Origin of the sequence: Streptomyces avicenniae (assembly GCF_000719135.1) — a bacterium.
Taxonomy (GTDB): Bacteria; Actinomycetota; Actinomycetes; order Streptomycetales; family Streptomycetaceae; genus Streptomyces; species Streptomyces avicenniae.
Window position 1 is genome coordinate 94554 of the sequence record NZ_JOEK01000009.1, and the last position, 24405, is coordinate 118958.

General features: G+C 74.5%; 21 protein-coding genes. 6 read left to right on the forward strand and 15 right to left on the reverse strand.

Annotation, left to right across the window (positions count from 1 at the left end; all coding sequences use genetic code 11):
• Window positions 1–3 precede the first annotated feature (3 nt).
• A complete protein-coding gene (locus IF27_RS15460; protein WP_052850169.1) occupies window positions 4–855 on the reverse strand; it encodes a helix-turn-helix domain-containing protein in 852 nt (283 codons plus the stop codon).
• Between the two features lie 292 nt (window positions 856–1147).
• Here IF27_RS15460 and IF27_RS15465 point away from each other — a divergent pair, with 292 nt between their 5' ends.
• Window positions 1148–1744: an ATP-binding protein gene (locus tag IF27_RS15465; RefSeq protein WP_223291068.1), complete on the forward strand. Its 597-nt coding sequence runs from the start codon at window positions 1148–1150 to the stop codon at window positions 1742–1744.
• Window positions 1745–1918: 174 nt separating this feature from the next.
• Here the strand turns inward: IF27_RS15465 and IF27_RS15470 are convergent, their stop codons facing one another.
• From IF27_RS15470 to IF27_RS15485, 4 genes are all read right to left on the reverse strand, one after another.
• The gene (locus IF27_RS15470; protein ID WP_052850170.1) at window positions 1919–4027 is read right to left on the reverse strand and encodes a glycoside hydrolase family 97 protein; all 2109 of its coding nucleotides are present in this window, start codon (window positions 4025–4027) and stop codon (window positions 1919–1921) included.
• Window positions 4028–4443: 416 nt separating this feature from the next.
• Window positions 4444–5685, reverse strand: coding sequence for an MFS transporter (locus tag IF27_RS15475; RefSeq protein ID WP_052850171.1), 1242 nt, complete (start codon window positions 5683–5685; stop codon window positions 4444–4446).
• A gap of 9 nt (window positions 5686–5694) precedes the next feature.
• Window positions 5695–6102, reverse strand: coding sequence for a hypothetical protein (locus tag IF27_RS15480; protein ID WP_052850172.1), 408 nt, complete (start codon window positions 6100–6102; stop codon window positions 5695–5697).
• A gap of 319 nt (window positions 6103–6421) precedes the next feature.
• Window positions 6422–8851: a glycoside hydrolase family 95 protein gene (locus IF27_RS15485; RefSeq protein WP_052850173.1), complete on the reverse strand. Its 2430-nt coding sequence runs from the start codon at window positions 8849–8851 to the stop codon at window positions 6422–6424.
• 609 nt (window positions 8852–9460) lie between these two features.
• Between IF27_RS15485 and IF27_RS15490 the strand changes: the two genes are divergently transcribed.
• On the forward strand, window positions 9461–10270 hold the full coding sequence (locus IF27_RS15490; RefSeq protein ID WP_052850174.1) for a TrmH family RNA methyltransferase: 810 nt from the start codon (window positions 9461–9463) through the stop codon (window positions 10268–10270).
• A gap of 7 nt (window positions 10271–10277) precedes the next feature.
• Here IF27_RS15490 and IF27_RS15495 read toward each other — a convergent pair whose 3' ends face one another.
• The 5 genes from IF27_RS15495 to IF27_RS15515 form a co-directional block, all read right to left on the reverse strand.
• Complete coding sequence (locus IF27_RS15495; protein ID WP_190232979.1) at window positions 10278–10667, reverse strand: hypothetical protein; 390 nt, start codon at window positions 10665–10667, stop codon at window positions 10278–10280.
• A 41-nt stretch (window positions 10668–10708) separates the two neighbouring features.
• A complete protein-coding gene (locus IF27_RS15500; RefSeq protein ID WP_223291069.1) occupies window positions 10709–11395 on the reverse strand; it encodes a TetR/AcrR family transcriptional regulator in 687 nt (228 codons plus the stop codon).
• Window positions 11396–11437: 42 nt separating this feature from the next.
• The gene (locus IF27_RS15505) at window positions 11438–12523 is read right to left on the reverse strand and encodes an ABC transporter permease (RefSeq protein WP_052850177.1); all 1086 of its coding nucleotides are present in this window, start codon (window positions 12521–12523) and stop codon (window positions 11438–11440) included.
• Between the two features lie 29 nt (window positions 12524–12552).
• Entirely contained in the window at window positions 12553–13641 is a 1089-nt protein-coding gene (locus tag IF27_RS15510; RefSeq protein ID WP_052850178.1) for an ABC transporter permease, read from the reverse strand.
• 195 nt (window positions 13642–13836) lie between these two features.
• Window positions 13837–14406 (reverse strand): TetR/AcrR family transcriptional regulator, encoded by a 570-nt coding sequence (locus tag IF27_RS15515; RefSeq protein WP_052850179.1) that lies wholly within the window; start codon window positions 14404–14406, stop codon window positions 13837–13839.
• A 172-nt stretch (window positions 14407–14578) separates the two neighbouring features.
• On the opposite strand from IF27_RS15515, the gene IF27_RS15520 reads away from it, so the two are divergent.
• Window positions 14579–15571, forward strand: coding sequence for an oxidoreductase (locus IF27_RS15520; protein WP_052850180.1), 993 nt, complete (start codon window positions 14579–14581; stop codon window positions 15569–15571).
• Window positions 15572–15577: 6 nt separating this feature from the next.
• On the opposite strand, the gene IF27_RS15525 is transcribed toward IF27_RS15520, so the two are convergent.
• From IF27_RS15525 to IF27_RS15535, 3 genes are read right to left on the reverse strand one after another with little or no spacing between them, the layout of a single operon-like run.
• Window positions 15578–16117, reverse strand: a complete 540-nt coding sequence (locus IF27_RS15525; protein WP_052850181.1) for a GNAT family N-acetyltransferase — start codon at window positions 16115–16117, stop codon at window positions 15578–15580.
• Between the two features lie 50 nt (window positions 16118–16167).
• Window positions 16168–16386 carry a ferredoxin gene (locus IF27_RS15530; RefSeq protein WP_052850182.1) on the reverse strand — a complete coding sequence of 73 codons (219 nt, stop codon included), beginning with the start codon at window positions 16384–16386 and terminating at the stop codon, window positions 16168–16170.
• Window positions 16387–16390: 4 nt separating this feature from the next.
• Window positions 16391–17575, reverse strand: a complete 1185-nt coding sequence (locus IF27_RS15535) for a cytochrome P450 (RefSeq protein WP_052850183.1) — start codon at window positions 17573–17575, stop codon at window positions 16391–16393.
• Window positions 17576–18199: 624 nt separating this feature from the next.
• Between IF27_RS15535 and IF27_RS15540 the strand changes: the two genes are divergently transcribed.
• The 3 genes from IF27_RS15540 (at window position 18200) to IF27_RS15550 (ending at window position 21686) form a co-directional block, all read left to right on the forward strand.
• Window positions 18200–18853, forward strand: a complete 654-nt coding sequence (locus tag IF27_RS15540) for a TetR/AcrR family transcriptional regulator (protein ID WP_052850184.1) — start codon at window positions 18200–18202, stop codon at window positions 18851–18853.
• Window positions 18854–19134: 281 nt separating this feature from the next.
• The gene (locus IF27_RS15545) at window positions 19135–20244 is read left to right on the forward strand and encodes a DUF3103 family protein (RefSeq protein ID WP_052850185.1); all 1110 of its coding nucleotides are present in this window, start codon (window positions 19135–19137) and stop codon (window positions 20242–20244) included.
• A 107-nt stretch (window positions 20245–20351) separates the two neighbouring features.
• Window positions 20352–21686 carry a DUF2252 domain-containing protein gene (locus IF27_RS15550; protein WP_052850186.1) on the forward strand — a complete coding sequence of 445 codons (1335 nt, stop codon included), beginning with the start codon at window positions 20352–20354 and terminating at the stop codon, window positions 21684–21686.
• 12 nt (window positions 21687–21698) lie between these two features.
• On the opposite strand, the gene IF27_RS15555 is transcribed toward IF27_RS15550, so the two are convergent.
• Together IF27_RS15555 and IF27_RS15560 are read right to left on the reverse strand one after the other, a co-directional pair.
• A complete protein-coding gene (locus tag IF27_RS15555) occupies window positions 21699–22721 on the reverse strand; it encodes a cobalamin B12-binding domain-containing protein (protein WP_052850187.1) in 1023 nt (340 codons plus the stop codon).
• Window positions 22718–24367 carry a PP2C family protein-serine/threonine phosphatase gene (locus tag IF27_RS15560; protein ID WP_223291070.1) on the reverse strand — a complete coding sequence of 550 codons (1650 nt, stop codon included), beginning with the start codon at window positions 24365–24367 and terminating at the stop codon, window positions 22718–22720. Before IF27_RS15560 ends, IF27_RS15555 begins: the two co-directional genes overlap by 4 nt.
• Between the last annotated feature and the right edge of the window lie 38 nt (window positions 24368–24405).

Here is a 24405-nt window from a genome sequence, read left to right on the forward strand (position 1 = left end):
TCCTTAGAGGTCGCGCATGATGCTGTGGATGAACTCCCGGGATGCGTCCGGCGACAGGCATTCCCTGTCCATCCAGCTCAGGTGAGCCCGGTACTTGTCCAGTTGACGGTCGGCATGCATGAACTCGGGCCCGTGAGCCGAGTCGAGCTGTGCCGTGTCCAGCTGAGGCACGGCCCCTTCCGTGTAGAGGAGCGCATGCCCTGCTCCGGGGAAGCTGCCTCGTTCCACGGGCACCACCCGTACGACGACGCCATCCCTCTCGCTCGCCTCGATCAGCGTCTTGAGCTGGTCCCTGGTCGCCTCGCGCCCGCCGAAGAGCATACGGAGAGCCGCCTCGTGCACGTAGCCGATGTATCCGACCGGATGATCACGCGTTAGCACCCGCTGGCGGTCCATCCGATGCGCCACGCGAAGTTCGATCTCCAGGCGTGAGAGCGCAGGCAGCGCGGTCGAGAAGACGCTGCGGGCGTAGTCCTCGGTCTGAAGCAGCCCTGGCACATGCACCGTCTGGATGGTCTGGATACGCGTGGCGTGCCACTCCAGTTCGGCGATGTCGAGCATGCCGGGCGACAGCCTGCCCCGGTACTCGTCCCACCAACGCGGCTGCGGCGGCTCGGTGAACTCCAGCAACGCGGCGAGATAGCGCTCGTCCACGCACTCGCAGTGCGTCGCCAGGGTGCGCAGGCGCTCAGGGCTGATGTTCCGGACGCCCGACTCGATGTTCGAGACCTTGCCCCGGTCGATACCGAGGAGCCCGGCGACGTATTCCGCCGTCAGACCGGCGTCGGTCCGCATCTTCTTGATCTCCGCGCCGAGTCGGCGCTGTCGCTGTGTGGGCGTGGTGCGAGGTGGCATCGAGCACCCCTCCTCCTTGGTACGCGGTCCAGTCTGCCGGGTAGGGGAACAGTAATTCTATGGTGGCAAAGTTCCACTGGCTCGGTGGCGCATGTTGCAGCATGTGCTCTACCTTAAGTGATGCGGCGTTCACGTACGGCGAGAGCGAAGAGCATCACGCGAGCCTGCCCGGAGTCTTCCTCCCCCGGGAGGGGCGGGGTCGCGGCGGGGGGACGGGCCACGGCCTCGTCGTCCGCTGAACGCGTCGATCTGTCCGCGTCACCATCCACCGCACCAGCGAGCGGAGTTGCCCATGTACGACAACGCGTCCATCCCCACACCGGTCACGCACGGACCGGGCAGCCATGCCCCCCACCTCGTCGCGCCCTTCCCCCTGTACTCCGCCCCGAGGTTCGGCCAGTGCCCGCCCCCGGCCCCGGACCTCGCCGAGCCGTCGCCGACGAACCTCCTCTACGCCCTGACGCTCCCCTCCGCCTCCGGCACCCCCGACGTCGCGCAGGAATCGGCCGAGGTCATGTTCGACATCCACGGCGTCGAGGACGAACTGCTCGACCCGTCGCTGCGGCTCGTCCACGAACTCGCCATCCACGCCTGCCGGTTCACCGGGGCCGGACAGATGATCCACCTCGCGCTGCGCCGCACGCGGGCCGCGTTCGAGATCACCGCCCACGACATGCACGCCGCCCACACCCACCGCCACCTCGCCGCCGTCTGCGACAAGCGGCGCACATCCTCCCTCGCGGAGGTCCGCGACCTCGTGGACAAGCGCCTCGGCGCCTGGGGCTACGCCCCCGCCTGCCCACCCGCCGCCGGAACCTCCACCTGGGCCACGCTCCCCCACCCCGCACCCACGCCGGACACACCGGCGGACCACCGGATCGCGGCCTGAACGGCAGCCTGAACAGCAGCCCGAGCGGACGCCGTCGCACGCGGCCCCGGGAGGCCGCGCGGGATCACCCGTACGGGGCAACAGCGGAAGAGTCCTCGCCCCCGAAGAACAAAAAACTGGTGCGGGAGCCGCGGGGCTCCCGCACCAGGAATGCCGTGCGTCAGAGGCGGTGCGTCAGGGGTTGGCGGTGGCCGCCCCGAGGCGCGGGAGGGTCGCGAGGTCGTCGCGCGTCGCGGGGCGGAAGCGGACGGCCTGGCCGCCGCTGCGCACGAGTTCGGCGGTGAACGTGTCAGCGGCCGTGACGAGCGTGCGGGTGACGGCGAGCGCGGTCGGGTTCGTCTCGTAGTCGGCGTCCGGCGCGTCCGTGTACGCCTCGGCGACCCAGTCGCCCGCGCCGAGGAACGACAGCGGGTAGCGGAGCGTCCTGGCGTGCTCGCCGGTCATCGCGCCGGTGAACCACTCGTCGCCCGAGCGGCGCGCGGTGACGAGGTGGTCGCCGACCTCGGCGGCCAGCACCTCGGTACGGTCCCAGCGGGCCGGGACGTCACGGATGAACTGGAGCCCCGGCGCGCCCCGGTAGTGCTCCGGCAGGTCGGCGGCCATCTGGAGGCCCGAGAAGTAGGTGACGTAGTAGGCGAGTTGCTTGCCCACCGTGGTGTGGACGCGGCGGCCGAGGCGCTGCGGGTCCCACAGGATGTCCATGATGCCCGGCGTGTAGTCCATGGGGCCGGACAGGCCGCGCGTGAACGGCAGGATCAGCGTGTGTTCCGGCGAGTTGCCCTCGCTGAACGCGTCCCACTCCTGGCCGCGCACCGCCTCGCGGGACAGGGCGTTGGGGTAGGTGCGCATCTCGCCGCTGGCGTGGACGCACTCGTGGCAGTTGACGTTGATGCGGTGCTCGGCGGCGGCCTCCAGGACGCGCCGGTAGTGGTTGACCATGTACTGGTCGTAGTGGTTGTGGCCGGGGATGTCGCCGACGTACCCGGTCTTCACGTAGTTGACGCCGAGCCGCTCGTAGAGGGCGAACGCCTCGTCGAGCTGGGCCTCGTAGTTCTCGACGTTGGCGCCCGTCTCGTTGTGCATGATGAACTCGACGCCCTTGGCGTCCGCGTAGGCGACGACGGCCTCCAGGTCGAAGTCGGCCGTGGAGCGGGTGAACGACTGGTCGCCCCAGTCGCCGCCCCAGCCCTCGTTCCAGCCCTCGGCGAGCAGGCCCTCGATGCCGTTGGCGGCGGCGAAGTCGATGTAGCGCTTGGCACGTTCGGTGGTCGCGCCGTGCCGCGGCCCGGTCTCCCAGGTCGCCTGGTCCTGCTGCATCACCCACCAGATGCCGACGTACTTGACCGGCTCGATCCACGAGGTGTCGGTGTCGCAGATCCGGCAGGGCGGGTTCAGGTTCTCCAGCAGGTGCGAGGCGACGAGCCCGGCCGCGTCCTGGGTGACGGTCAGCACGCGCCAGGGCAGGGCGCGGCCGGTGCCGGTGACGACGGCGGCCTCGCGGCCCGGGGTCGGGACGAGTTCCGCGTGGAGGCGTCCGTCCCGTGGCACGACGGTCATGGCGGCGTAGTCGGTGAGGTCGGCCTCGTGGACCGACAGGTGGGTGCCGTCCGCGTAGCGGAAGGTGACGGGCGCGTTGCTCGCGCCCATGGCGCTGACGGGGGTCGAACGCCAGGCGTTCTCGTCGGAGTTGTCGTCGCGCGGGGTCCACCAGGCGGTCGGGTCGCCGGTGAGGGCGAACTCGGTGGCCTCGTCGATGATCTCCAGCGACCGCAGGCCGCGCTGGCGCGGCACCTCGTAGCGGAAGGCCACGCCGTCGTCGTAGGCGCGGGCGACGAGACGGAACGTGCGGCCGTCGCGCTGCCGCAGCTCGACCGTCAGTTCCTCGTGGCGGTCGCGGACCTCCGCATCGGCCCCCCACACCGGCCGCCAGGTGCTGTCGTGCGAACGGGTCCGGTGGCCGGTGATCCTGACGTCGCCGCCCAGCAGCGTGCCGTCGGTGAGCCGCAGTCCGAGTCCCGAGGGGGCCACCAGGACGGCGCCCGCCCGGGAGACGCCGTAGGTGAGCCGTCCGTCCAGGACCGAGACCGCGAGCGTCAGCGTCCCGTCCGGCGAGGTGACCGCGGGGCCCTCGGTGAGGAGCGCGGCCTGCGCGGCGGGGTCCGCGGCGGGGCGCGGCGCCGCGCTGGAGGGGACGGCCGAGAGCGTGAGGAGGAGCATCGCGAGCACGGCCGTCAGGGCGGTGACGGGGCGTACGGCGTGTGGTGGGCGCAGCGGATCTGACACGATCTGTTCACTCCAGGGTGGTGCACTCCTCCCCCGTGGAGCACGGACGCCGGTACGCGGCGGGCAGGGCCGGGAGGGGTGGTGCAGGACGCGCGCCGCACGGCGCGGCGCGCGGGGGACGCCGGGCTGCTGAGCCCGTCCCGTCCCGGCGCGCGCCGGGACGTGCTCCCGCCGCCCCGGGCCACGGGCGCGGTTCCGGGTGCCGGGGCGGTGTGGCGGGCCGCGCAGCGGGCGGCCCGCCGAACTCACCGCGCAGGGACGGTTATCATGGCCAAGCCCCCGAACTTTTGCGGCAGATCCGGCAATTGCGACATCCTGCACCACCCTACCGCCGGACGGCGCGCGGACCCGGCCAGGACACGTCGCCGACGCGTCCTCCGGGTCCTGGAGAGCTGGCGGGAGAGCTGGGCCGTGACCTAGGCGACGGACTCCTCGACGGAGGACGGCGCGGGCAGCCGGGTGCGCTCGGCCCAGGCGGCGACGGACGGGGCCGCAGCCCCTGCGGCCAGCAGCAGCGCGGAGAAGGCCAGCCAGCCGGGCCAGCCGAGCCCGGCGATGAGCGCCGTGGCCAGCGCGGGCGTCACGACGGTCCCCAACTGCGTGGACATGCCGAACATGCCCTGGTACTGGCCCTGCGCGTGGTCGGGGGCCAGGCCGTAGGCGAGCGACCAGGCCCCGGCGCTGTAGAACATCTCGCCGCCCACGTGGATCAGCGCGCCGACGACCAGGAGCACCACGGCGAGCCAGGTCGGCTGACCGGCCGCCATCGCGAAGAACGCGCAGCACACGGCCAGCAGCACGCCCGATCTGCGCAGCGCGCGGGCGCCGCCCGCCACCTCCTCGCTCCCCCGGCCCGCGCGGACCTGGAAGAGGACGACGACCACCGAGTTGAGGATGATGAGGATCGAGTAGAGCCAGGTGGGGGCCGAGGTCTCGTCCGTCATCCAGATCGGCAGCGCCACGGTGAGGATGCCGATGTTCATGATGAGGACGGAGTTGAGCAGGGCGACGAACACGTAGGGCACGTCGCGCAGCACGACCCACTGCGGGCCGCCGTCCGTCCCGCGCGGCACCGGCGGGACCTGCGGCACCGTCAGGTAGGCGAGCCCTGCCGCGATGAACAGGACGCCACCGGCGACCAGCATCACGGTGTACGACGTCCGGCTGTCGAAGTACAGGGCGACGGCGCCTCCGGCGGCGCCGAGGGAGACGCCCAGGTTGCTGACGGCCCGCATGTACGACCAGGCGCGGACGCGTTCCTTCTGCGGTATCAGCCCGGCGACCAGCGCGCCGCGCGCCGCGTCCGTCGAGGACTCGGCGGCCAGCGCCAGGCTGGTGACGAGGACGAGGCCGGGGAAGTTCTGCACGAACCCGTAGCAGCAGGTGAACGCGCCGAGCAGCAGCAGGCAGACGACCGTCATGTTGCGCGGGCCCAGCAGGTCGGCCAGCCGTCCGGCCGGGATGCTGGCCGCCATGCCGACCGCCGCGCCGATGGTCAGCGCGAGGCCGACCTGCGCCGCCGGGAGGTCCACGGCGCGCGTGAAGAAGAGCACGCTGACCGTCATGAGGATGCCGTGGGCCGACGTCTTCGACAGGTTGCTCAGGCACAGAACGCGGACGATCCCCTTGGGCGGGATGATGTCCTGGAGGAACGACACCGAAATCTCCTAGATGGCAGCTCCCGCCGTGCCCGCGGGGGCGGGCGGCGGCAGGTCCGGGCTGATGCGCGGCCGACCGGCCGTGCCGTCCGCGTCCGGCGGCCCGACGTCCCGGGGCCGGGGGTCGCCCGGCGTCTGGGGGACGGGGGGCGGCGGCCGGTGCGGGGCGCGGTGCGGGGCCTGATGCTGCGCCGGGCCGCGGGAGCGGTCGGCGGGTTCGGTGTCGCCTCCTGGCCGCGTGGCGGCCTTGGCGGCTGGGTGGCGGGGTCCGGCGTGGTGCGCGCCGTGCGGGGCGCGGGGGCGCGGCCAGGCGGGGGCGGCGGGCGCCGAGGGGGGACGGTGCGCGCGCTCGACGGCCGTGAGCCGCGCCGTGGCGGACCTGGCGGAGCACGCGTAGCGCCTCGGGGCCTCGGCCACGGGCTGCCCTCCCGGCGTGCGCGACGGCGCCCGGTGGGGCGCGTCGGCCCGCGTGGTCGTGGGCGGTTCCTGCCGCCGCGGTGTCGGTGTGGAGCGGGTCGGTGCGCCGGTGCGGCCCTGGCGTGCTCGCGCGGGGCGGCGTCGGCGCGCGTGCCATCGTACGAGGTGCCCCCGCGCGGCGACAGGCCACCTCCGCTCTGCGGTCCTCCTCCTTCCGGGAGTTACGGCCCCGGGTGGGCAGCCGCCGCGCCGGGCGGCGGCTGCCCACGGCCGGGGCCGTGCGGTTCTGCTGCGGGCTGCTGGCGGTTCTGCTGCAGCACTACTGCGGCGTCAGGACGTACGCCTTGCCCGCCTCGGCCGTGAACGTGAGGACGTTGCCCTCCGGCCGCCGCACGGCCGTCCGCACGCCGTCCGTGGCGACGCTGAGGGGCCGTCCCGCGCGGACCGTGACCGTGCCGTCGTGCCCGGCGCGCAGGGTCGCGGCGGTGATGACGCCGCCCTCCCAGGTGATGTCCACGGCCTGCCCGCCGCGCGCCCGCAGGCCCGTGACCGAGCCGTTCGGCAGCTCGGGCGGCAGCGCGGGCAGGAGGTTCACCTCGTCGGCGTGCGACTGGAGCAGCCATTCGGTGATGCCCGCGGTGGCGCCGAAGTTGCCGTCGATCTGGAACGGCGGGTGCAGGCAGAACAAGTTGGGCGCCGTCCGCTCGGGCGTCAGCTGGTCGCGCAGCAGCTTGTAGGAGCGGCGGCCGTCCTCCAGGCGCGCCCAGAAGTTGATCTTCCAGGCGAGGGACCAGCCCGTGCCGTCGTCGCCGCGCTGCTCCAGCGTGGTGCGGGCGGCCTGGGCCAGCTCGGGCGTGCCGCGCGGGGTGATCTGGTTGCTCGGGTGCAGGCCGTACAGGTGGGAGACGTGGCGGTGGCTGCGCTCGGGGGCGATGGCGTCCCAGTCCTCCTGCCACTCCTGGATCTGCCCCTGGCCGCCGATCTTCGTCGGGGCCAGCCGGTCCCGCAGACCGCGCACCTGGGAGCGGAAGTCGGCGTCGGTGCCGAGCAGTTCCGAGGCGTCCGCGACGGCGTTGAACAGGTCGCGGATGATCTGCATGTCCATCGTGGGCCCGGCGCAGACGGACGCGTCGGGGTGGTGCGCGTTCTCCGGGGAGTTGGACGGGCAGGTGACCATCGCGCCCGTCGAGGGGTCCTCGACGAGGGAGTCCACGAAGAACTGCGCCGCGCCCTTCAGCACCGGGTAGCGGCTGCGCAGGGCCTCCGTGTCGCCGGTGAACCGGTAGTGCTCCCAGATGTGCAGGGCCATCCAGGCGCCGCCGGTCTGCCACATGCCCCAGAACGGGCCGTCCACGGGGGCCGTGCCGCGCCAGCCGTCCGTGTTGTGGTGGCACATCCAGCCGCCCGCGCCGTACTGGAGGCGCGCGGTGCTGGCGCCGGTGACGGAGAGGTCGTCCAGCATGCGCAGGACGGGCTCCATCAGCTCGATGAGGTTGGTCGGGCCCGCTGGCCAGTAGTTCATCTCGATGTTGATGTTGATCGTGTACTTGGAGCTCCACGGCGGGCGCAGCACGTCGTTCCATATGCCCTGGAGGTTCGCCGTCTGGCTGCCGGGGCGGGAGGCGGAGATCAGCAGGTAGCGGCCGAACTGGAAGAAGAGCGTGACGAGTTGCGGGTCGGAGCCGTTCGCGAACGCGGCGACGCGCTGGTCCGTGGGCAGCGCGGCGGCGGAGGACGTGCCGAGGTCGAGCGTGGTGCGGCCGAAGTACTGCTGGTAGTCGGCGACATGGCGGGCGCGCAGGTCGTCCCAGGTGCGGTCGCCCGCCGTCCGCAGCGGGTCGGCGGCGCGGCCGTCCTGGTCGGCGGTCAGGTCGCGGAAGTTGACGAAGTTGGTGCCGACCGAGACGAGGAGCGTGACGGCGTCGGCGCCCTCGACCGTCAGGGTGCCGTTCTCGCTGCGGACCGACCCGCCGGTGGCGCGTGCCGTCGCCAGCGACCTGAACCGTACGCGGCCCGGCAGCCCGTCCACGCTCTCGCCCGAGCCGTCGAGGCCGACGGTCAGGGGGTCGGGCGAGTGGCGGTTGGAGGTCTGGGGGCTGTCGAAGGTCGCGGTGAAGGAGATCCGGCCGCCCGAGTCGGCGGTCAGCCGCACGGCGACGACCTGGTCCGCGCCGCTGACCAGCGTCTCGCGCGTGTAGGTGACGCCGTCGCGCGTGTAGCGGGTGAGGGCGATCGCCGTGGTGAGGTCCAGCTCGCGGTGGTAGCCGGAGGCGTTGCCGCCCGAGGGGAACGTCAGACGGAGGCTGCCGACCGTCTGGTAGGGCATCTGGCCGCGCGGGTTGCCCATGAAGGTGGTGTCGATGAGCGACTGGGCGGCTGCCCACTCGCCGTTGAAGACGCGGCGCCTGATCTCGGCGAGGTTGCCCGCGCCGTCGGAGTTGGCGGGGTCGTAGGGCCCGCCGCCCCAGATGGTGTCCTCGTTGAGCTGGAGCTGTTCCGTCTGGACGCCGCCGAAGACCATGGCGCCGAGGCGGCCGTTGCCGAGCGGCAGGGCCTGGAGCCATTCGGAGGCGGGGTTCTGGTACCACAGGCGCAGCGGCTCGTCGGCCGCCGGGCGCACGCCGTCCACGGCGGGGACGGCGGGGTCGGCCAGTGCGCTCTGGGCGCCCGCGCCGGTGGCGGCGGCACCGGCGGCCACGCCGGCGGCCGACAGTGCGATGAACTTCCTGCGATTGGTGTGGGGGGACATCAGCGGCTCCTGAGTCGGCCGACGCGCGGCAGGGGCGGCGCCGGTCTGTGGGGGTGGGATGGGGGCCGTCGTGGTGGTCGTCCGGGGCGTGGGGCACCGCCGGGCGGGGACGGCCTCTGCGTCGGTCAGCGCACGGGCGGGTCCTCCCCGTGCCGGTGGCGGCCGTCGCGACGGCGGTGCGGGCCCGTGCGGCGCGGGAGCGCCGCGTGTACGGGGGGCCCGCCGGAGGGGGGCCGGGCACGCCGCACGGCGGGGCGCGGTCCGCTCCGCGCCGCGGCGTCGGGCGGTGGGTGACCAGCCATGGATAATCGCCTCCGGGTCGGGGACAGGGCGTGCCTGCGGCCCTGCCTCGCCACTTCCGTCACGAACTACCTAGCAGAGACATCGGATGTTGCACACCCTTCGCGTACGAGGCGGCCGAGTTCCGGAACAAGGCGACGGCCGCCCGCTGTGTCCTCCGCACGCCCCCCGGCCTGCCGCGATGCCCTCCGGGGCAGGGGCGGAACGGGGGCCTGGCCGGGTGCGTCCCGGTGGGCCAGGGCCCGCGTCAAGTCGGATGTCCGGACCGTGCGCGGCGCGGCGGCCGGGCGGGGCGGGGGAACGGGCGCCGTGGACGGTCTGATCACCAGCGCCGCCAACCCCGTGGTGAAGCGCGTCCGTTCGCTCGCCGACCGCAGGCACAGGCGCCGTGAGGGCGCGTTCGTCGTGGAGGGCGTGCAGCCGGTGTGGCGGGCCGTCGAGGCCGGTTGGGACATCGACACCCTCGTCGTCGCGCCGGAACTGCTGGCGGGGACGGCGGCCGAGCGCATGGTCGCCGAGCGCGAGGCGGCGGGGACGCGGGTCGCGCGCCTCGGGCGCGCCCTGTTCGAGCGGCTGGCCGACCGGGACGGCCCGGCCGGGCTCGCGGCCGTCGTCCGCACGCGGACGCGGGCGCTGGACGACCTCACGGTGACGCCAGGCGCCGTGTTCACCGCGCTGGACCGGATCGCGAACCCGGGGAACCTCGGCACGGTCATCCGCACCGTGGACGCGGCGGGCGGCGCCGGGGTGGTCCTCGTAGGCGACTGCGTGGACCCCTTCGGGCCCGTGGCCGTGAAGGCGAGCATGGGCTCGCTGTTCGCCGTGGACGTCGCGCACGCGCCGGACGCCGACACGTTCCTCGCCTGGGCCGCCGCGCAGGACGTACGCGTCCTGGCCGCGTCGGGCGGCGCGGCCGACGCGCACTGGGACGCGGAGTACCGGCCGCCGCTCGCGCTGCTGTTCGGCAGCGAGCGCGAGGGCCTGCCGCCCGGCGTGCTGGCCCGCGCGGACGGGCGGCTGCGCATCCCGATGGTGGGCACGGCCGAGTCGCTGAACGTGGGGGTCGCCGCGGGCGTCATGCTCTACGAGGCGCGGCGGCACGCGGTCGGCGCGGACTGACGGGCCGTCACGCGGCCCCCGAGTCCTCCTGCACGGTGAGCGTGAGCACGGTGCGCGCCCAGTCCGACTCCTGGAGGACGGTGCAGCCCGTCACGACGCCGGTGATCCGCCGGTGGACGGCGCGGCCCTTCGGGGGCTCGACGGCGAAGGCCGACTCCAGGGCGGGCGGTACGACGCCTTCCACGCGCTGCGAGCCGACGAGGCCCATGGTCCACGCGGTGCGGTCGGCGACGTGCCTGTCCCCCACGTAGGTGACGCCGGTCGTCAGGTCGCGCGCCAACGGCGTGTCCGCCGCGTCGGGTTTCCACCGGCCGCCGCGCACCGGGCGGGTGTACCAGGTGAGTTCGACGCGGTGGCCGAGCGGGAGGGGCAGCGGGTAGGAGATCTTGACCATCACCCGGTCAGCGTAGGTGTGGCGGGTGACCGGGGGACGTCCGGTCAGGGAAGTCCGCGTGCCGCCGCGCGCAGGGCGCGGGCCGTCAGCGCGCGGCGGACGGATTCGTCGTCGGGCCCCTCGTGGTGCCAGGCGTACTCCTGGTCGGCGACGGCGAGGGTGGCCAGGAGCGTCGCCGCGTGGACGTTGGTCTCCAGGTCGGGCTCGGGGAGCCCGGCGCGCTCGGCGAAGGCGGCGGCGATGTGGCTCTGGAACGCGAAGGCGGCCTGCATCGAGACGGTGCGCAGGGCCGGTTCCGCGCGGGTGAGGCGGGACGCCTCGCGCAGCAACGCGCGCGTGTTCGCGTCCAGTTCGGGGTGCCAGGAGCCGCCGGTGAGGAAGTCGGCGAGGGCCACGTCCCGCGGCCAGTCGCGCAGCCGGGCGGCGAGCCCTTCGGCGGCCAGCGTGAACAGCTGCGTGATGGTCTCCTCCTTGGAGGGGACGTAACGCCACAGCGTGCGCAGGGAGATGCCCGCCGCGTCGGCGATCTCGGCGGCCGAGGTGCGCTCCACGCCCTGGAGCGTGAAGAGATCGACGGCGGCCCTGGCGATCTCCAGCCGGACGGCCCGGCGGTGGGTCTCGGTGAAGGAGGGGCGCCCGGTCCTGGTGCCGGTCGCGCCGGTGCGGCTCTCCTGGCCCTCGGCCTCGGACATGGTGCGGGACGCCTCCTTCGACTGCGTGCTGTGGGGCACCCTAACCCCCGTACGGGCGCGGCGCCGCGCCGCCGCGTCCCGTCAGGCCGGGCCCGGCACGACGGCCTGCCGCTCCTGGCGCGGCGGTCCTGCGGGGGCCGCGGCGGCGGGCGTGCCGCTCCCCCGGCGGCCGGTGAGGCGTTCCGCCGCCGTGCCGAGCAGCAGGGCGGCGGCGGCCCAGACGCCGAGGGTCAGCAGGTGCGGGCCGACGCCGTCGCCGCCGAAGTACAGCACGGCGCGGACGGACTCCAGCGTCGCGGGCAGCGGCAGGACGCCGTGCAGCGTGTGGAAGAACGACGGCGCCATCCACACCGAGATCCCGCCGCCGGAGGCGGGCACGCCGAGGAACATCGTGAGCGTGACGACGGGGATGACGGCGAGCGGCCCGAGGAAGCGGGCGAACAGGGCCGTCAGCAACGCCACCGTGGCCACCGTCGCGGCGCCGAGGCCGAGGACGGGCAGGGCGTGTCCGTGGACGGCGCCGAGAATCGGGCCCGCCACCAGCCAGACGCTGAGGGCCATGAACACGGCCCATCCCGCGATCACCGGCAGCAGCTTGCGCGTACGCATCAGCTCGGGGGCGGCGGTTGACAGGATGACGACGAGGATGAGGCCTGACAGGGTGAAGCCGATCGTCAGGTAGAGGCTCACGGTGCCCATGGAGTCGTCCTCGTGCAGCGGCGCCAGGTCCTGGCTGTCCAGGGTGACGCCCTGCTGCGCGGCGATCTGGCCGAAGGTGCGGCTGACGACCTGCTGCTGGCTCATGCCCGCGCCGCCAGCCGTCAGGAGCGTGGCGTCCTCGCCGGGGGCGGCGGGCAGGACGTAGGCGCCCGCGATCTCGCGGTCGTGCAGGAGGGCGCGTGCCTCGTCCTCGGAGGTGAGGGGCCGCAGGTCGAAGCTGTCGCCGAGGGCGTCCTCCAGGCCCTGGGCGGTCTGCCCGGCCAGCTGGGCGGTGGCGGCGACGACCGCGACGGGCATGTCCCTGGGGGTCGGCTTGTGCATGCCCGTGAGCATGATCCCGACCATCAGGACGACCATCAGGAACGGGAACAGCGCGAGCATCGCGTACTTGACGGCGGCGGGCGGGGGTGTCTTCCCCGCTGCGGGCTGGGGCGTGGTGGGGCTCATCGGTGTCCTTCGCGGAGGGTGCGCGGTGGTCAGGAGGCGGCTGCGAGGGCGGGCGCGTCCGCGCGCTCCCCCTTACGGCCGCGCAGCGTGTCGATGACGGCGGTCAGCAGCAGCGCGGCGGCGGCCCAGGCGGCGAGGGTCAGCAGGTGGCCGCCCGCGCCGTCACCGCCGAAGTACAGGACGGCGCGCAGCGATTCGCCCGCCGCGGGGAGCGGCAGCACGTCGTGCAGGAAGGAGAAGAAGCCGGGCATCGTGTGGACGGACAGCGCCAGGTTGGAGGCGGGCACGCCGAGGAACATGAACAGGGCGATCCCGGGGATGACGGCCAGCGGCCCGGCCAGGCGCGAGAGCAGCGCCTGTGTGAGGCCCACGGCGACGACGGCGAGCCAGCCGATGCCGAGGATCTCGGCGGTGTGCCCGCTGACGGCGCCGACGACGGGCCCGGCCAGCGTCCAGATCACCAGGCTCATCAGCGCGCCCCAGCCGATCAGCAGCGGGACGAGCCTGCGCAGCGTCATCAGCTCGGGCGCGCCGTTGCTCAGCACGGTGACGGCCATGTATCCGGAGAGCATCATGCCGACGCCCATGAACATCACGGCGACGCCGCTCATGTCGCCCTCGGGGAGGGGCGCGACCTCGTGCGGGACGACGGTCAGGTCCATCCCGGCGGCGACGGGGGTCAGCAGCTGGGTCGCCGTCATGGTCTGGGAGGCGCCGGCGGCCTGCGCGGTGTACAGGACGGCCTGGCCGTCGTCGGCGCCGCCCGCGCCGGGCAGGGCGAGGGCCCCGGCGATGTCGCGGTCGTGCAGCAGCTCCTCGGCCTCCTGCGGGGTGGCGACGAGGCGGGCGTCGGCGGGCGAGCCGTCGGTGGCGTTCAGCGTGGCGACGGCGCGTTCGGCCTCGGCGCCGCTGCCGACGACGGCGACCGGCATGTCGTGCGGCGCGGGTGCGTGCATGGAGCCGACGTAGATGCCGACCAGCATCATGACCAGCACGAACGGGAAGCCGAAGACGAAGGCGTACCGGGCGACGGTCGCCTTGCGGCCCGTCGCGGGGCCCGTCGCGGGGCCGGTCTCCGCGGCTCCTGCGGGTGTGGGCGGTGACTGCGTGGTCTCCATGCACCTCTCCTCGGACGGACACGCGCGGCGGGGCGTGCGTGCGCGGCGACACCAGGGAAGGGCGTGACGGCGCTGTCGGGCGCGCCCTGGCGGCGGCGCGGACGGTGTCCGTCGCCGCTCCTCCAGGAGACCACACTTTTTGGCGCGATGTGACATGAGTGGCGCGTCGCGCCAATTATTGGCCGGGGGCGCCCGTCAGGTCAGGGGGCGCAGGCCGTCGATCACCAGCTCCATGACGCGGCGCGCCTGCCGCTCGCCCTCCTCGTCCTGCGGGACGCGCCACAGGAAGCCCATGAGCAGCAGCACGTCGGCCGGGTCGAGCCCGGGGCGCAGGCTGCCCTCCTCGCCGCACGCGCGCAGCAGCGTCCCCACGGCGGCGGTGACCGGCGGGTACGACTCCTTGACGGCGTGCTGGACGGCGGCGGTCCCCAGGGCCTCGCCGAGGCCGTGCTTGAGCCGCACGTAGCGGGCGAGGGTGAGGAACCAGGTGCGGAAGGCGTCGAGCGGGCCGTGGGCGGCGAGGACGCCTGGCACCGAGTCCACGAGGCGCTGCATGTCGTGGCGGTAGACGGCGAGTATCAGGTCCTCGCGGGTCGGGAAGTGGCGGTAGAGCGTGCCGGGGCCGACGCCCGCACGCTTGGCGATGGTGTTCAGCGAGGTCGTGCCGGACTCGGCGAACGCGTCGTGGGCCACGCGCAGGATGTGCTCGCGGTTGCGGAGCGCGTCCGCGCGGACACGTCCCCCCGGGGGCGGGGGCTCGGGCATCGTCTCCTCCAGGGGCCTGCGCGCCGGTTTGCCTTACCGGAGAGTTCTCCGTTACGTTCGGGAAGCCGAACGGAGGACTCTCCGCTTCGCCACTGTAAGAGCCCTGGGCACCCCCGGCAAAACCGGGACGGCGCACGGGTGCACGCCCCGGCACCGGGAAGGGACCCGCACCATGACCACCACGCCACAACGCCCGCTCGGCTCCGGTCTCGGGCCGTCCACCACCGCGGACGAGGCCGTCGCGGGCGTCGATCTGACCGGCAGGACCGCGCTCGTGACCGGCGGCGCGTCCGGGCTCGGCGTCGAGACCGTGCGGGCCCTGCGCGCGGCGGGCGCCGACGTGGTCGTGCCCGCGCGTGACCCGGCGAGGGCCGCGGGGGCGCTCGACGGCATCGACGGGGTGGACGTCCGGCCGATGGACCTGGCCGACCCCGCGTCCGTGGACGCGTTCGCCGACACCTTCCTCGCCGAGGGACGGCCGCTGCACATGCTGGTCAACAGCGCGGGGATCATGGCCGTGCCGCTCGGCCGCGACGCCGCCGGGCACGAGGCGCACTTCGCGACCAACCACCTCGGCCACTTCCGCCTGACGCTGCGGCTGTGGCCCGCGCTGCTGGGGGCGGGGGGCGCGCGCGTCGTCTCCGTCTCGTCCTGGGGGCACCGGCGCGCGGACATCGACTGGGACGACGTGGACTTCACGGCGCGCCCGTACGAACCGCTGGACGCCTACGGCCAGTCGAAGACGGCGAACGTGCTGTTCGCCGTCGAGCTGGACCGCCGCGGCCGGGACGAGGGCATCCGCGGCTTCGCCGTGCACCCCGGCAGCATCATCACGCCGCTCGGGCGGCACACGGACCCGGCGAACCTGCGGCGGATGGGCGTCATCGACGAGAACGGCGACCCCGTCATCGACCCCTCGCGCAACATGAAGACGCCCGAGCAGGGCGCGGCGACGGCCGTGTGGTGCGCGGCGTCGCCGCAGCTGGACGGGCTGGGCGGCGTCTACTGCGAGAACTGCGACGTCGCGCCGCTCGTCCCGGAGGGCGCCGAGCAGGCGCAGGGGCCGGGCCCCGCCTTCGGCGTGATGCCGTACGCCGTCGATCCGGCGGCGGCGCGCCGCCTGTGGGGGCTCAGCGAGCGGCTGACCGGGGTGAGCGTGGACTGACCGCCGTCAGCCGCCGTCGCGCAAGGGCAGCACCATCACGGTGCTCGCGTACGTCTTGCCAGGCCAGCGGATCGTCTCCCGGCCACGGAAGCCCCAGCGCTCGTACCGCGCGACGAGGTGGCGCGCCGGGGCGGCGGTGTCGAGGCCGACGTGGGTCGCCCCCGCCGTACGGGCCCACTCCCGGCCGGTGCGCCACAGCAGGGAGGCGAGGCCCTGGCCGCGCCGGGAGGGATCGACCGCCAGCTGGTTGAGCCACGCGCGGCCAGGCAGCGTCGCCTCATGGCTGAGCGCGCGCAGGGCGGGGCCGGGCGGCAGCGAGAGCGTCAGCGCGGCGACGACGGCGCCGCCGTCCACGCACACCCAGGACCGCCCGGCGCCCGCGCGGGCGAGGGTGGTCGCCTCGTCCTGATCGACGGCCGTGAAGTTCAGCCCGGCGCGGCCGAGTTCGGCGTACGCCCGGTGCAGCATCGCCGTGAGCGGCGCGGCGTCGGACGCGCGGAACTCCCGTGCCACGAGGGGCGCGTCCCCCACGTTCCTCCCGTTCATGCCCCGAGTCTCCCGCGCCCACGGGCGGACCGTGGGCGCGGGGGCCTGTGTCAGGGACGGGGGCCGATGACGGTCTCGCGGGCGGTGACGGTGATGGCGGCGGCGGGACAGGAGTCGGCCGCGTCGAGCGCGCTCTCGTCCGGGTCGATGCTGTCGTTCACCGGCGCGCTGTGGCGGCCGTCGAGCCGGAACAGCGCAGGGGCCGTACCGGCGCAGATGCCGGTGCCCATGCAGCGGTCGCGGTCCACGGCGAGGTGCCAGGCGGTCATCGCGTCACCATCCGATCGGCAGGGAGCGGGGGCCGCGGACGAGCAGTTCGTCCTTCCAGACGATCTCGCCCGCGAGCCGCAGCCCGGGGAAGCGGGCGAGCAGCGCGGCCAGGCCCTCCTGGAGCTCCAGGCGGGCCAGGGGCGCGCCGAGGCAGTGGTGCACGCCGTGGCCGAAGCCGAGGTGGTGCGTGTCGGCGCGGGCGACGTCCAGCCGGTCGGCGTCCTCGAAGCGCCCCCCGTCGTGGTTGGCCGACCCGATCGACACGAGGACCGGCTCCCCGGCCAGGACCAGCGTGCCGCCGACCTCGACGTCCTCCGTGGCGTACCGGGCGGCGCTCGCGCCCGCGCCGAGGGGCACGAAGCGCATCAGCTCCTCGACGGCGGCGGGCACGGCCTCCGGGTCGCTGCGCAGCCGCGCGAGCTGGTCGGGGTGGCGCAGCAGGGTCAGGACGAAGTTCGGCAGCTGCGTGGCCGTCGTCTCGTGCCCGGCGACGAGGACGGCGACGCACAGGTCGATCAGCTCCTCCTCGCTCAACCGGTCGTCCTGGTCCCTGGCGTTGACCAGGGCCGTCATCAGGTCGTCCTGCGGCGCGCGGCGGTGCTCGGCGACCAGGCCCGCCATGTAGTCACGCAGTTCGCCGCGCACGGCCGTGAACTCACCTGCGGTCATGGGGCTCGTGGAGAGCAGGCTGTCGCTCCACACGCGGAACTGCGGTCGGTCCGCGGCCGGGACGCCGAGCAGCTGGCAGATCACGAAGACGGGGATCGGCAGCGCGTAGTCCTCGACCAGGTCGGCGGGCTGGCCCGTCTCCTCCATCGCGTCCAGCAACTCGCCCGCCAGGGCCCGGACCTGGGGGCGCAGCCGCTCCACCTGCCGGACGGTGAACGCCTTGGCGACCAGGGTCCGCAGCCTGGTGTGCTCCGGCGGGTCCATGGCGAGGATGCCCGCGCTGCGCCTGCCGTCGGACTGCCGGGGCTCGTCGTGGGTGAGGGCCGCCGCGCGGCTGAACCTGCGGTCGCCGAGGACGAACCTGACGTCCTCGTAGCGGGTGGCGAGCCAGGCCGCGTCGCCGTGGTTCATGCGGACGCGGGTGAGCCCCGGCGTGCCGCGTGCCTCCCGGTAGGGGCAGGCGAGGTCGAGTCCGTCCGTCCGGTTGAAGGGGTAGTGCACCGGCGCCGTCCGTTCCATGGGGCCTCCCGGTCCTCTCGGTGGGCGCGCGCCCGCCTCGGGGCGACGCGCGTGAATTCCCTCGCGGGGACCGCCCGGTGGGCGGTCGCGCGGGTTTTCCGGTGGACACGGTGACGTTAGGAGCGGGCACACCTGGCGGCAAGGGCGCGGGGATTCCTTCGGGCCACATGCCCCTTCGCGCCGACGTGGCACCCACGCGCCGTGCCCCGGCCGGAACGGGCCGCGCGGGCGGCGCCGGGGGCCGTGCCGGGAGGAAACACGCAGGTCGGCGTCCGGCGGCCGGGCGCCGACAGGATCAGCCACACACCGTTAAGTCAAGCGACTTAACGCGCGTTCATCCATAAGAGACCCTTTCCCCGGCCGCAGGTAATTGGCTCCATCCTTTCCCTGACGGCATATTTCCCCGACGCGTTCCGCGACGCACGCGACCGGATTCACGCCATTCCGGCGCGACGGCCCGCCTTTCCCCCACCGGGCGCCGCGCGCCACGGCGTCCCGCGCGCGCCGCACGCCCCGCGCCGCGTGGACGCGCCGCCGGGCCGGGCCCGACCGGGCGCGGAACTCGTAAAGTGTCCGCCTACGGGCCCCGGAAGGCCCGCGACGGCCTACGGGGGACGGGGGACAGTGCGCGAGGACGAGAAGCCCGCCGCCCAGGGCCCCGCCACGCGCGAGCACCTGCTCGCCGTCGCGCTGCGCCTGTTCGCCGAGCACGGCATCGCCCAGGTCTCCAACCGCCGCGTGGCGCTTGAAGCGGGCACCGGCAACAACTACGCGGTGGGCTACCACTTCGGCAGCAGGCGCGGGCTGATCAAGGAGATCCTCGGGCGCCACCAGGCGGCCGTCGAGCCACTGCGGGCCGCACGCCTCGCGCAGGCGCGCCGCACAGGCGAGGCGGGCGACTACGTCGGCGGCCTCATCCTGCCGCTGACCGAGCACCTGGCCGCGCTGCCGGTGCCGACCTTCTACGCGCGGTTCGTCCAGCAGGCCCTGGCCGATCCCGACGCGAGCGCGCTGTGCCACGCGTCGAACAACGCCAGCCCGTCCGTCACCGAGATCCGGGGCTGGCTGCGGGAGAACACCGAGGACCTGGCGCCCGCCGTGCTGGCGGCGCGCAGCCGCCTCATCACGCTGCTCGCGACGCACACCTGCGCGCAGCACGAGGCGGAGCTGCACCACGGCTCACCGCGCGCGTTCGACTCGTGGCAGGAGGTCGGGGCGTTCCTGACCGCGTCGGTCACCGGCCTGCTGGCCCCGCCCCGGCGGGCCGCCTGCGCCTGACCGTGCGAAACGGCGTGGATGCGTACGGTGCCGACGCGCGCCCCCGCGCCCCCGGCGGCCCGGCGCCCGGCGCGCTCTCCCCGCTCTCCCCACGGCCCCCAGACGGCGCCACGCGGCGGGGCGGGGCGCGGCGGACGGGCGAGCGTTTCGCGTCAACTCTTCGGCCGGAAAGGCGAGTTGACGGCCGGGACCGGCCGGGGCACCGTTGCTCCGCTTGTCATGAATGCATCACACTGGACGGGCTCCGATCTACTCGCATAGAACACCTCCCGGAGGTTCTCTTGAGAATCGGTTCCACCGCACGGCGTGACGCCCTCGCCCTCGTCACCGCCCTGCTGGTCCTGCTGCTCACCGCAGGCGGCGCCGTAGCGCAGCCGCGCGGCGAGCGGGCGGCACAGCCCGCCGACATCCTGGACACCGTCGCACGCGACCTCGCCCGTTCCCTCACCGACTCCGCCTGGAGCGCGGACGTCCGCCGGGCGGTGCTGTCCGCCGACGAGGTGGACCTCGCCGACCTGGCGGCGCGCCCCGGCGCGGCCCCCCGCCTCACCGACCGTCTCGACGGCGCCAACGCCGGACTCGCCCGCGTCAAGGGGCTGACCGGCCATGCCGACTCCCTCCTCTCCCTGCGGCTCGGCGACAGCCGGATGCGCGCGGCGCTCACCCGGGCGGGCGGCTCCCCCCTGGTCGCCGCCGCGACCCTGGACGACGACCGCGCCGGTACCGTCACGGCCTACGACAGCGCGGGCCGTGCGCACACCCTCGACGCCGACACCGTGCCCGCGCGCCCGGTGTACGTCGTGGACATCGACGGCGAGGAGGCCCTGGCGGCCGGACTCGGCGTCCTGCGGGACGAACTGACGGCCGCGGGTCTCGACGCCGCGGACGTCACCGCCCAGGCGGGCTTCTGGAGCTCCCGGATCACCTCGATCCGCCTGGAGGACGACAAGGAGCCCTGGCCCAAGGGCGACGCGGAGATCTACGCGCTGGTCACCGGCTTCGGCCACGACGGCAAGGTCCGCGTCGATCCGGTCGAGCTGCCGTACCTCGACGAGGACGGGGAGACCTACTCGCCCGGCCAGATCCTCGTCAACTGGTCGTACTACAAGTACAGCCTGGCCGACGTCGTCCTGATGGAGGAGGACGGCAGCACCAACTACCTCGAACTGGCGCGCGCGGTCGCGAGCGCGCTGCTGACCATCATCGACGGGGGCGCGTACATCCCCCTGGTGGACGCGCTGCTCAACGCGCTGCCCGACGACTGGTGGACGGACGACCCCGACTACGTGGACTCCTGGTACACCCTGGCCGTGGACACGGTCGGTACCCGGGTCGGCGCGGCGAACAACGCGACCGTGACGCTGGACCGTTACTGGGTCCCCGAGCTGTGACCCCGTGCGGGGCGGGCCCGGCGCGGCCCGCCCCGCACACCCGGGAGTAGGCTCCGCGCCGGGAAGGGCCGGAGCGTCCTGCCCTCCCGCCTGTGTGGAGGTGCACGATGCCGACGACGTCCCGGCAGGACCCCTCGGACGAGGAGCGCGGCGCGGAGATACTCGCCGTGCTCGACACGGCGTTCCACCAGCTGCTGGCGGCCGACCCGGCGGCGTTCCGCGTCAAGTTCCGGAAGATGGCGGCGTCGGCTTTCGCCTTCTACCGGGGCACGGCCTGCCTGTTCTACAAGGACGTCGAGGCCGACCGGGACGGCGGCCCGTTCCTCGACGCGCGCACCGGCCGCGTCTGGATACACGGCGACCTGCACGCCGAGAACTTCGGCACGTACATGGACGCGGGCGGGCGGCTCGTCTTCAACGTCAACGACTTCGACGAGGCGTACGTCGGGCCGTTCCTGTGGGACCTGAAGCGGTTCGCCGCGTCGGTGGCGCTGCTCGGCTACACCAAGGCGCTCAGCGACGGCATGATCGGCGACCTCGTGCGCGCCTACGCCCGCGCGTACCGCGAGCGCATCGGCGTGCTGGCGCGCGGGGGTGAGGAGGGCGCGGTGGCGCCGTTCACGCTGGAGACGGCGACCGGGCCGATGCTCGGGGCGCTGCGGGACGCGCGGGCCAGGACGCGGTTCGGGCTGCTCGACTCGATGACGGAGGTCCGCGACCACGAGCGGCGGTTCGCGCCCGGCGGCGGCTCGGTGGCGCTGGACGAGGAGACGCGCGGCAAGGTGCTCGCGGCGTTCGAGGCGTACCTGGCGACGCTGCCGGAGTCACGGCGCTCGCGGCCCGACTCCTTCCGCGTCAAGGACGTGGTGGGGCGCCGGGGCATCGGGATAGGCAGCGCGGGCCTGCCGTCGTACAACGTGCTGCTCGAAGGGAACAGCGACGCGCTGGAGAACGACGTCGTGATCTACCTCAAGCAGGCCCAGGTACCCGCCGTCTCGCGGCACATCACCGAGGAGCGCATCCGCTCCTACTTCCGGCACGAGGGGCACCGTACGGTCATCTCGCAGCGGGCGCTCCAGGCGCACGCGGACCGGTGGCTCGGCTGGACCGAGCTGGACGGGGCGGGGCAGCTCGTCGCCGAGGTGTCGCCGTACGCCGTGGACCTCGACTGGTCGGAGCTGGACGAACCGGCCGCGATCACCGAGCTGGTCGCGGACCTGGGGCGGGCGACGGCGACGATGCACGCGGCGGCGGACGACTCCAGCGGGCAGTCGCTGGTGCCGTTCTCGACCGAGCACGCGATCGACGAGGCGATCGGAGACGACGGGGAGGGCTTCGCGGAGCTGCTGGTGGACTTCGCCCACGCCTACGGGGCACGCGCGCGGGCCGATCATCAGATCTTCCTCGACCTGTTCAGGAACGGGCGCATCCCCGGGCTGTGACGCGGCGGCCGGTCACGGCGGCGGGGGCACGTCGGCGGCGAGTGCCGCGCGGCCCGCGGCGAGCACGCGGCGCGCGCGGGGCAGGTCGCGCAGCTCGGCGGCGAGGGCGTCGAGCGCGGCGGGCAGCCCGGTCGCTGGCTCGCCGTGCGTGGCGAGGATGTGCGCCGACCAGGCGAGGTGGCCGGAGAACAGCGCGTCGTCGTCGGTGTAGAGCGCGGTGGCGAGGAAGTCCACGAGGGTGGCCGTCCGCTGGGCCGACGGGACGCCGTCCCCGGGGGCGGTGGCCGCCCTGACCAGCCGCGCGGCGCGGAGGGTCACGTGCGCGTACTCCTCGTCGGCGAGGTGCGGCAGGTCGTCCACGGCCTGGCGGCCGGGCGCGGGCCTTGGCAGGTGGCCGCGGCAGAGCCGTTCGGCCGCCGCGCGGGCGTCGGGGCACCACAGGTCGGCGCCGAACAGCCGCGCGTACCCGCCGCCGGGCCCGAACGCGGGCCCGCCGACGAGGACGGGCGTCCCCGCGTCCTGGCAGGCGAGGATCGCCTCGTGCGCGGCGGGCAGCCGGGTCGAGAACGAGGCGGACAGCGCGACGAGCGCGGGCCCCGTGCGGTGCAGGTGCTCCAGGAGCCGCGCCACGGGGACCTGCGGGCCCAGGTCGTCCACCTGCCAGCCGCGCAGCCGCAGCACCTCGACCAGGAGCCGGGCGGGGAGCGCGTGCCATTCGCCGTCCACGCAGGCGACGGTGACCCTGCCGTGCGTGGGCTCCGGCAGGGTGACGGCGGGGTGGGCGAGCAGCGCGTCGATCACGCGGCTGTCGATGGCGGTGGCGGCGTGCTCGTCGGTGATGCCGACACGGTTGTCCACCCACGCCTGACCGACCCTGCGCTGGACCTCGCCGACGACGTCGAGCAGCACGTCCTCGGGGCCGAGCCCCGACTCCAGGGCGGCGAGGGCGACCCCGGTGGCGGCGCTCCCGTCACCGGCGCGGACGGCGTCCCACAGCGCGTCGGCCCAGTCGCCCGGCTGCCGTGCGGGGGTCATGGGGGCGCCGCCCGCCCGGGGCGGGGGGCGGCGGGCGCGCGCAGGACGGCGAGGGCGATGTCGTCGTGCCGCCCGGAGCCGAGCCATTGGGCGACGACCATCTGCACGCGTTCCGCCACGGCCTCGGCGGGCAGGCCCGCGCACTCGGCGAGGACGGCGCGCAGCCGTTCCTCGCCGAAGAACTCGTCGGCCGTCGGGCCGCCCCTGGCCTCGGTGATGCCGTCGGTGTGGAGGAGGCAGGCGTCGCCTGGGGCGAGGCGGACGGCGGCGGTGCGTGCCTCGGCGTGGGGCAGGACGCCGAGGAGGGTGCCGCTGGTGGCGACGGTCTCGACCGTGCCGTCCGTGCGCAGGACGAGGGGCGGGGGGTGGCCCGCGCTGGTGAGCCGCAGCCGCAGGGCGGGCCCGTCGTGGCCGACGGAGGCGAGGACGAGCGTGGCGAACCGGTCGCCCGTGGTGTCGAGGAGCGCCCCGTTCAGGAGGTCGAGGAGGCGGCGGTGGTCGGGGGCGACGGGGATGAGGGCGTGCAGGGTGGTGCGGATCTTGCCGGTGAGGACGGCGGCGTCCAGACCCTTGCCGCTGACGTCCCCGAGGACGACCAGGGGCTCGGGGACGTCGGCCGAGCCGGGGTGGACGTCGTAGAAGTCGCCGCCGATGCGTTCCGTGTCGCCCGAGGGGCGGTAGCCGGTGGCCAGCTCGACGCCTTCGAGCCGGGGCGCGTGGGGTGGCAGGAGGTCGCGTGTGAGGGTCGCGGTGATCGCGGCCTGCTCGGCGTACAGCCGGGCGGCGGACATCGCCGCGCCCGCGCGGGCGGCGAACAGCCGCAGGGTCACGTCGTCGCGTTCCCGCTCCTGCTCGCCGTGCACGTCCCGGTCGGGGCCGCCGAGCAGCAGCATCACGCCCGCCGACCTGCCGTGGCCGGGCAGCGGGGTGAGCCGGACGGAGCCGACGGGGCCCATGCCGGGGGGCAGCAGGCGTGCGGGGAGCGCGGCGGGGTCGATGCCGCGGGCGGAGGGCGGGTGGCCGCTCAGTGCCAGGCCCAGTTCTGGCAGGGCGTCGAGGTCCAGGGACAGGGCGCGGCGCTCGGGCTCGCCGCCCCGGACGCAGTGCGTGACGTGGTGGGTCCTGTCCGTGGTGGAGGCGATGACGGTCACGCCGTCCGCCATGTGGGTGGCGGCGAGCCAGGCCGTGGCCTCCATGCACCGGTCGAGGTTGAGGGAGGCGAGGAGGCGGTTCGACAGCTCGGTGAGGAAGGCGGTGCGGTCGCGTTCGTGGCGGAGCGCGTCGGCGAGGTGCCGGTCGTCGCTGTCGTCGGCGAGCCACCAGGTGACGCCGCCGTCCGGGCCCGGCGTGGGGGTGGCGCGTACGGTCCTGCCGCCCACGGGGCCGCACACGATGTCGCCGTCACCCGGGGTGACGCCGCGCGGCCTCCCGGTGAGGTGTCGGTGGGCCGAGATGAGCCAGTCGGGTGCCGTCGCCCGCAGCGGGCGGCCCGGGACGACGGCGGGCAGCAGCGCGAGGGCGCCCCCGTTCGCCCTGAGCACGGTCCCCTCGGCCCCCACGAGCAGCAGGGGGCACGGGACCGCGTCCCAGGGAGGGCCGTCCCCCGTGCCGTGGGCGGGGTCTGCGGGGGCTGCGGGGCTCGTCACTCGGGGGGACCTCACAGTGCGCGGCGGGGATGTCAGGG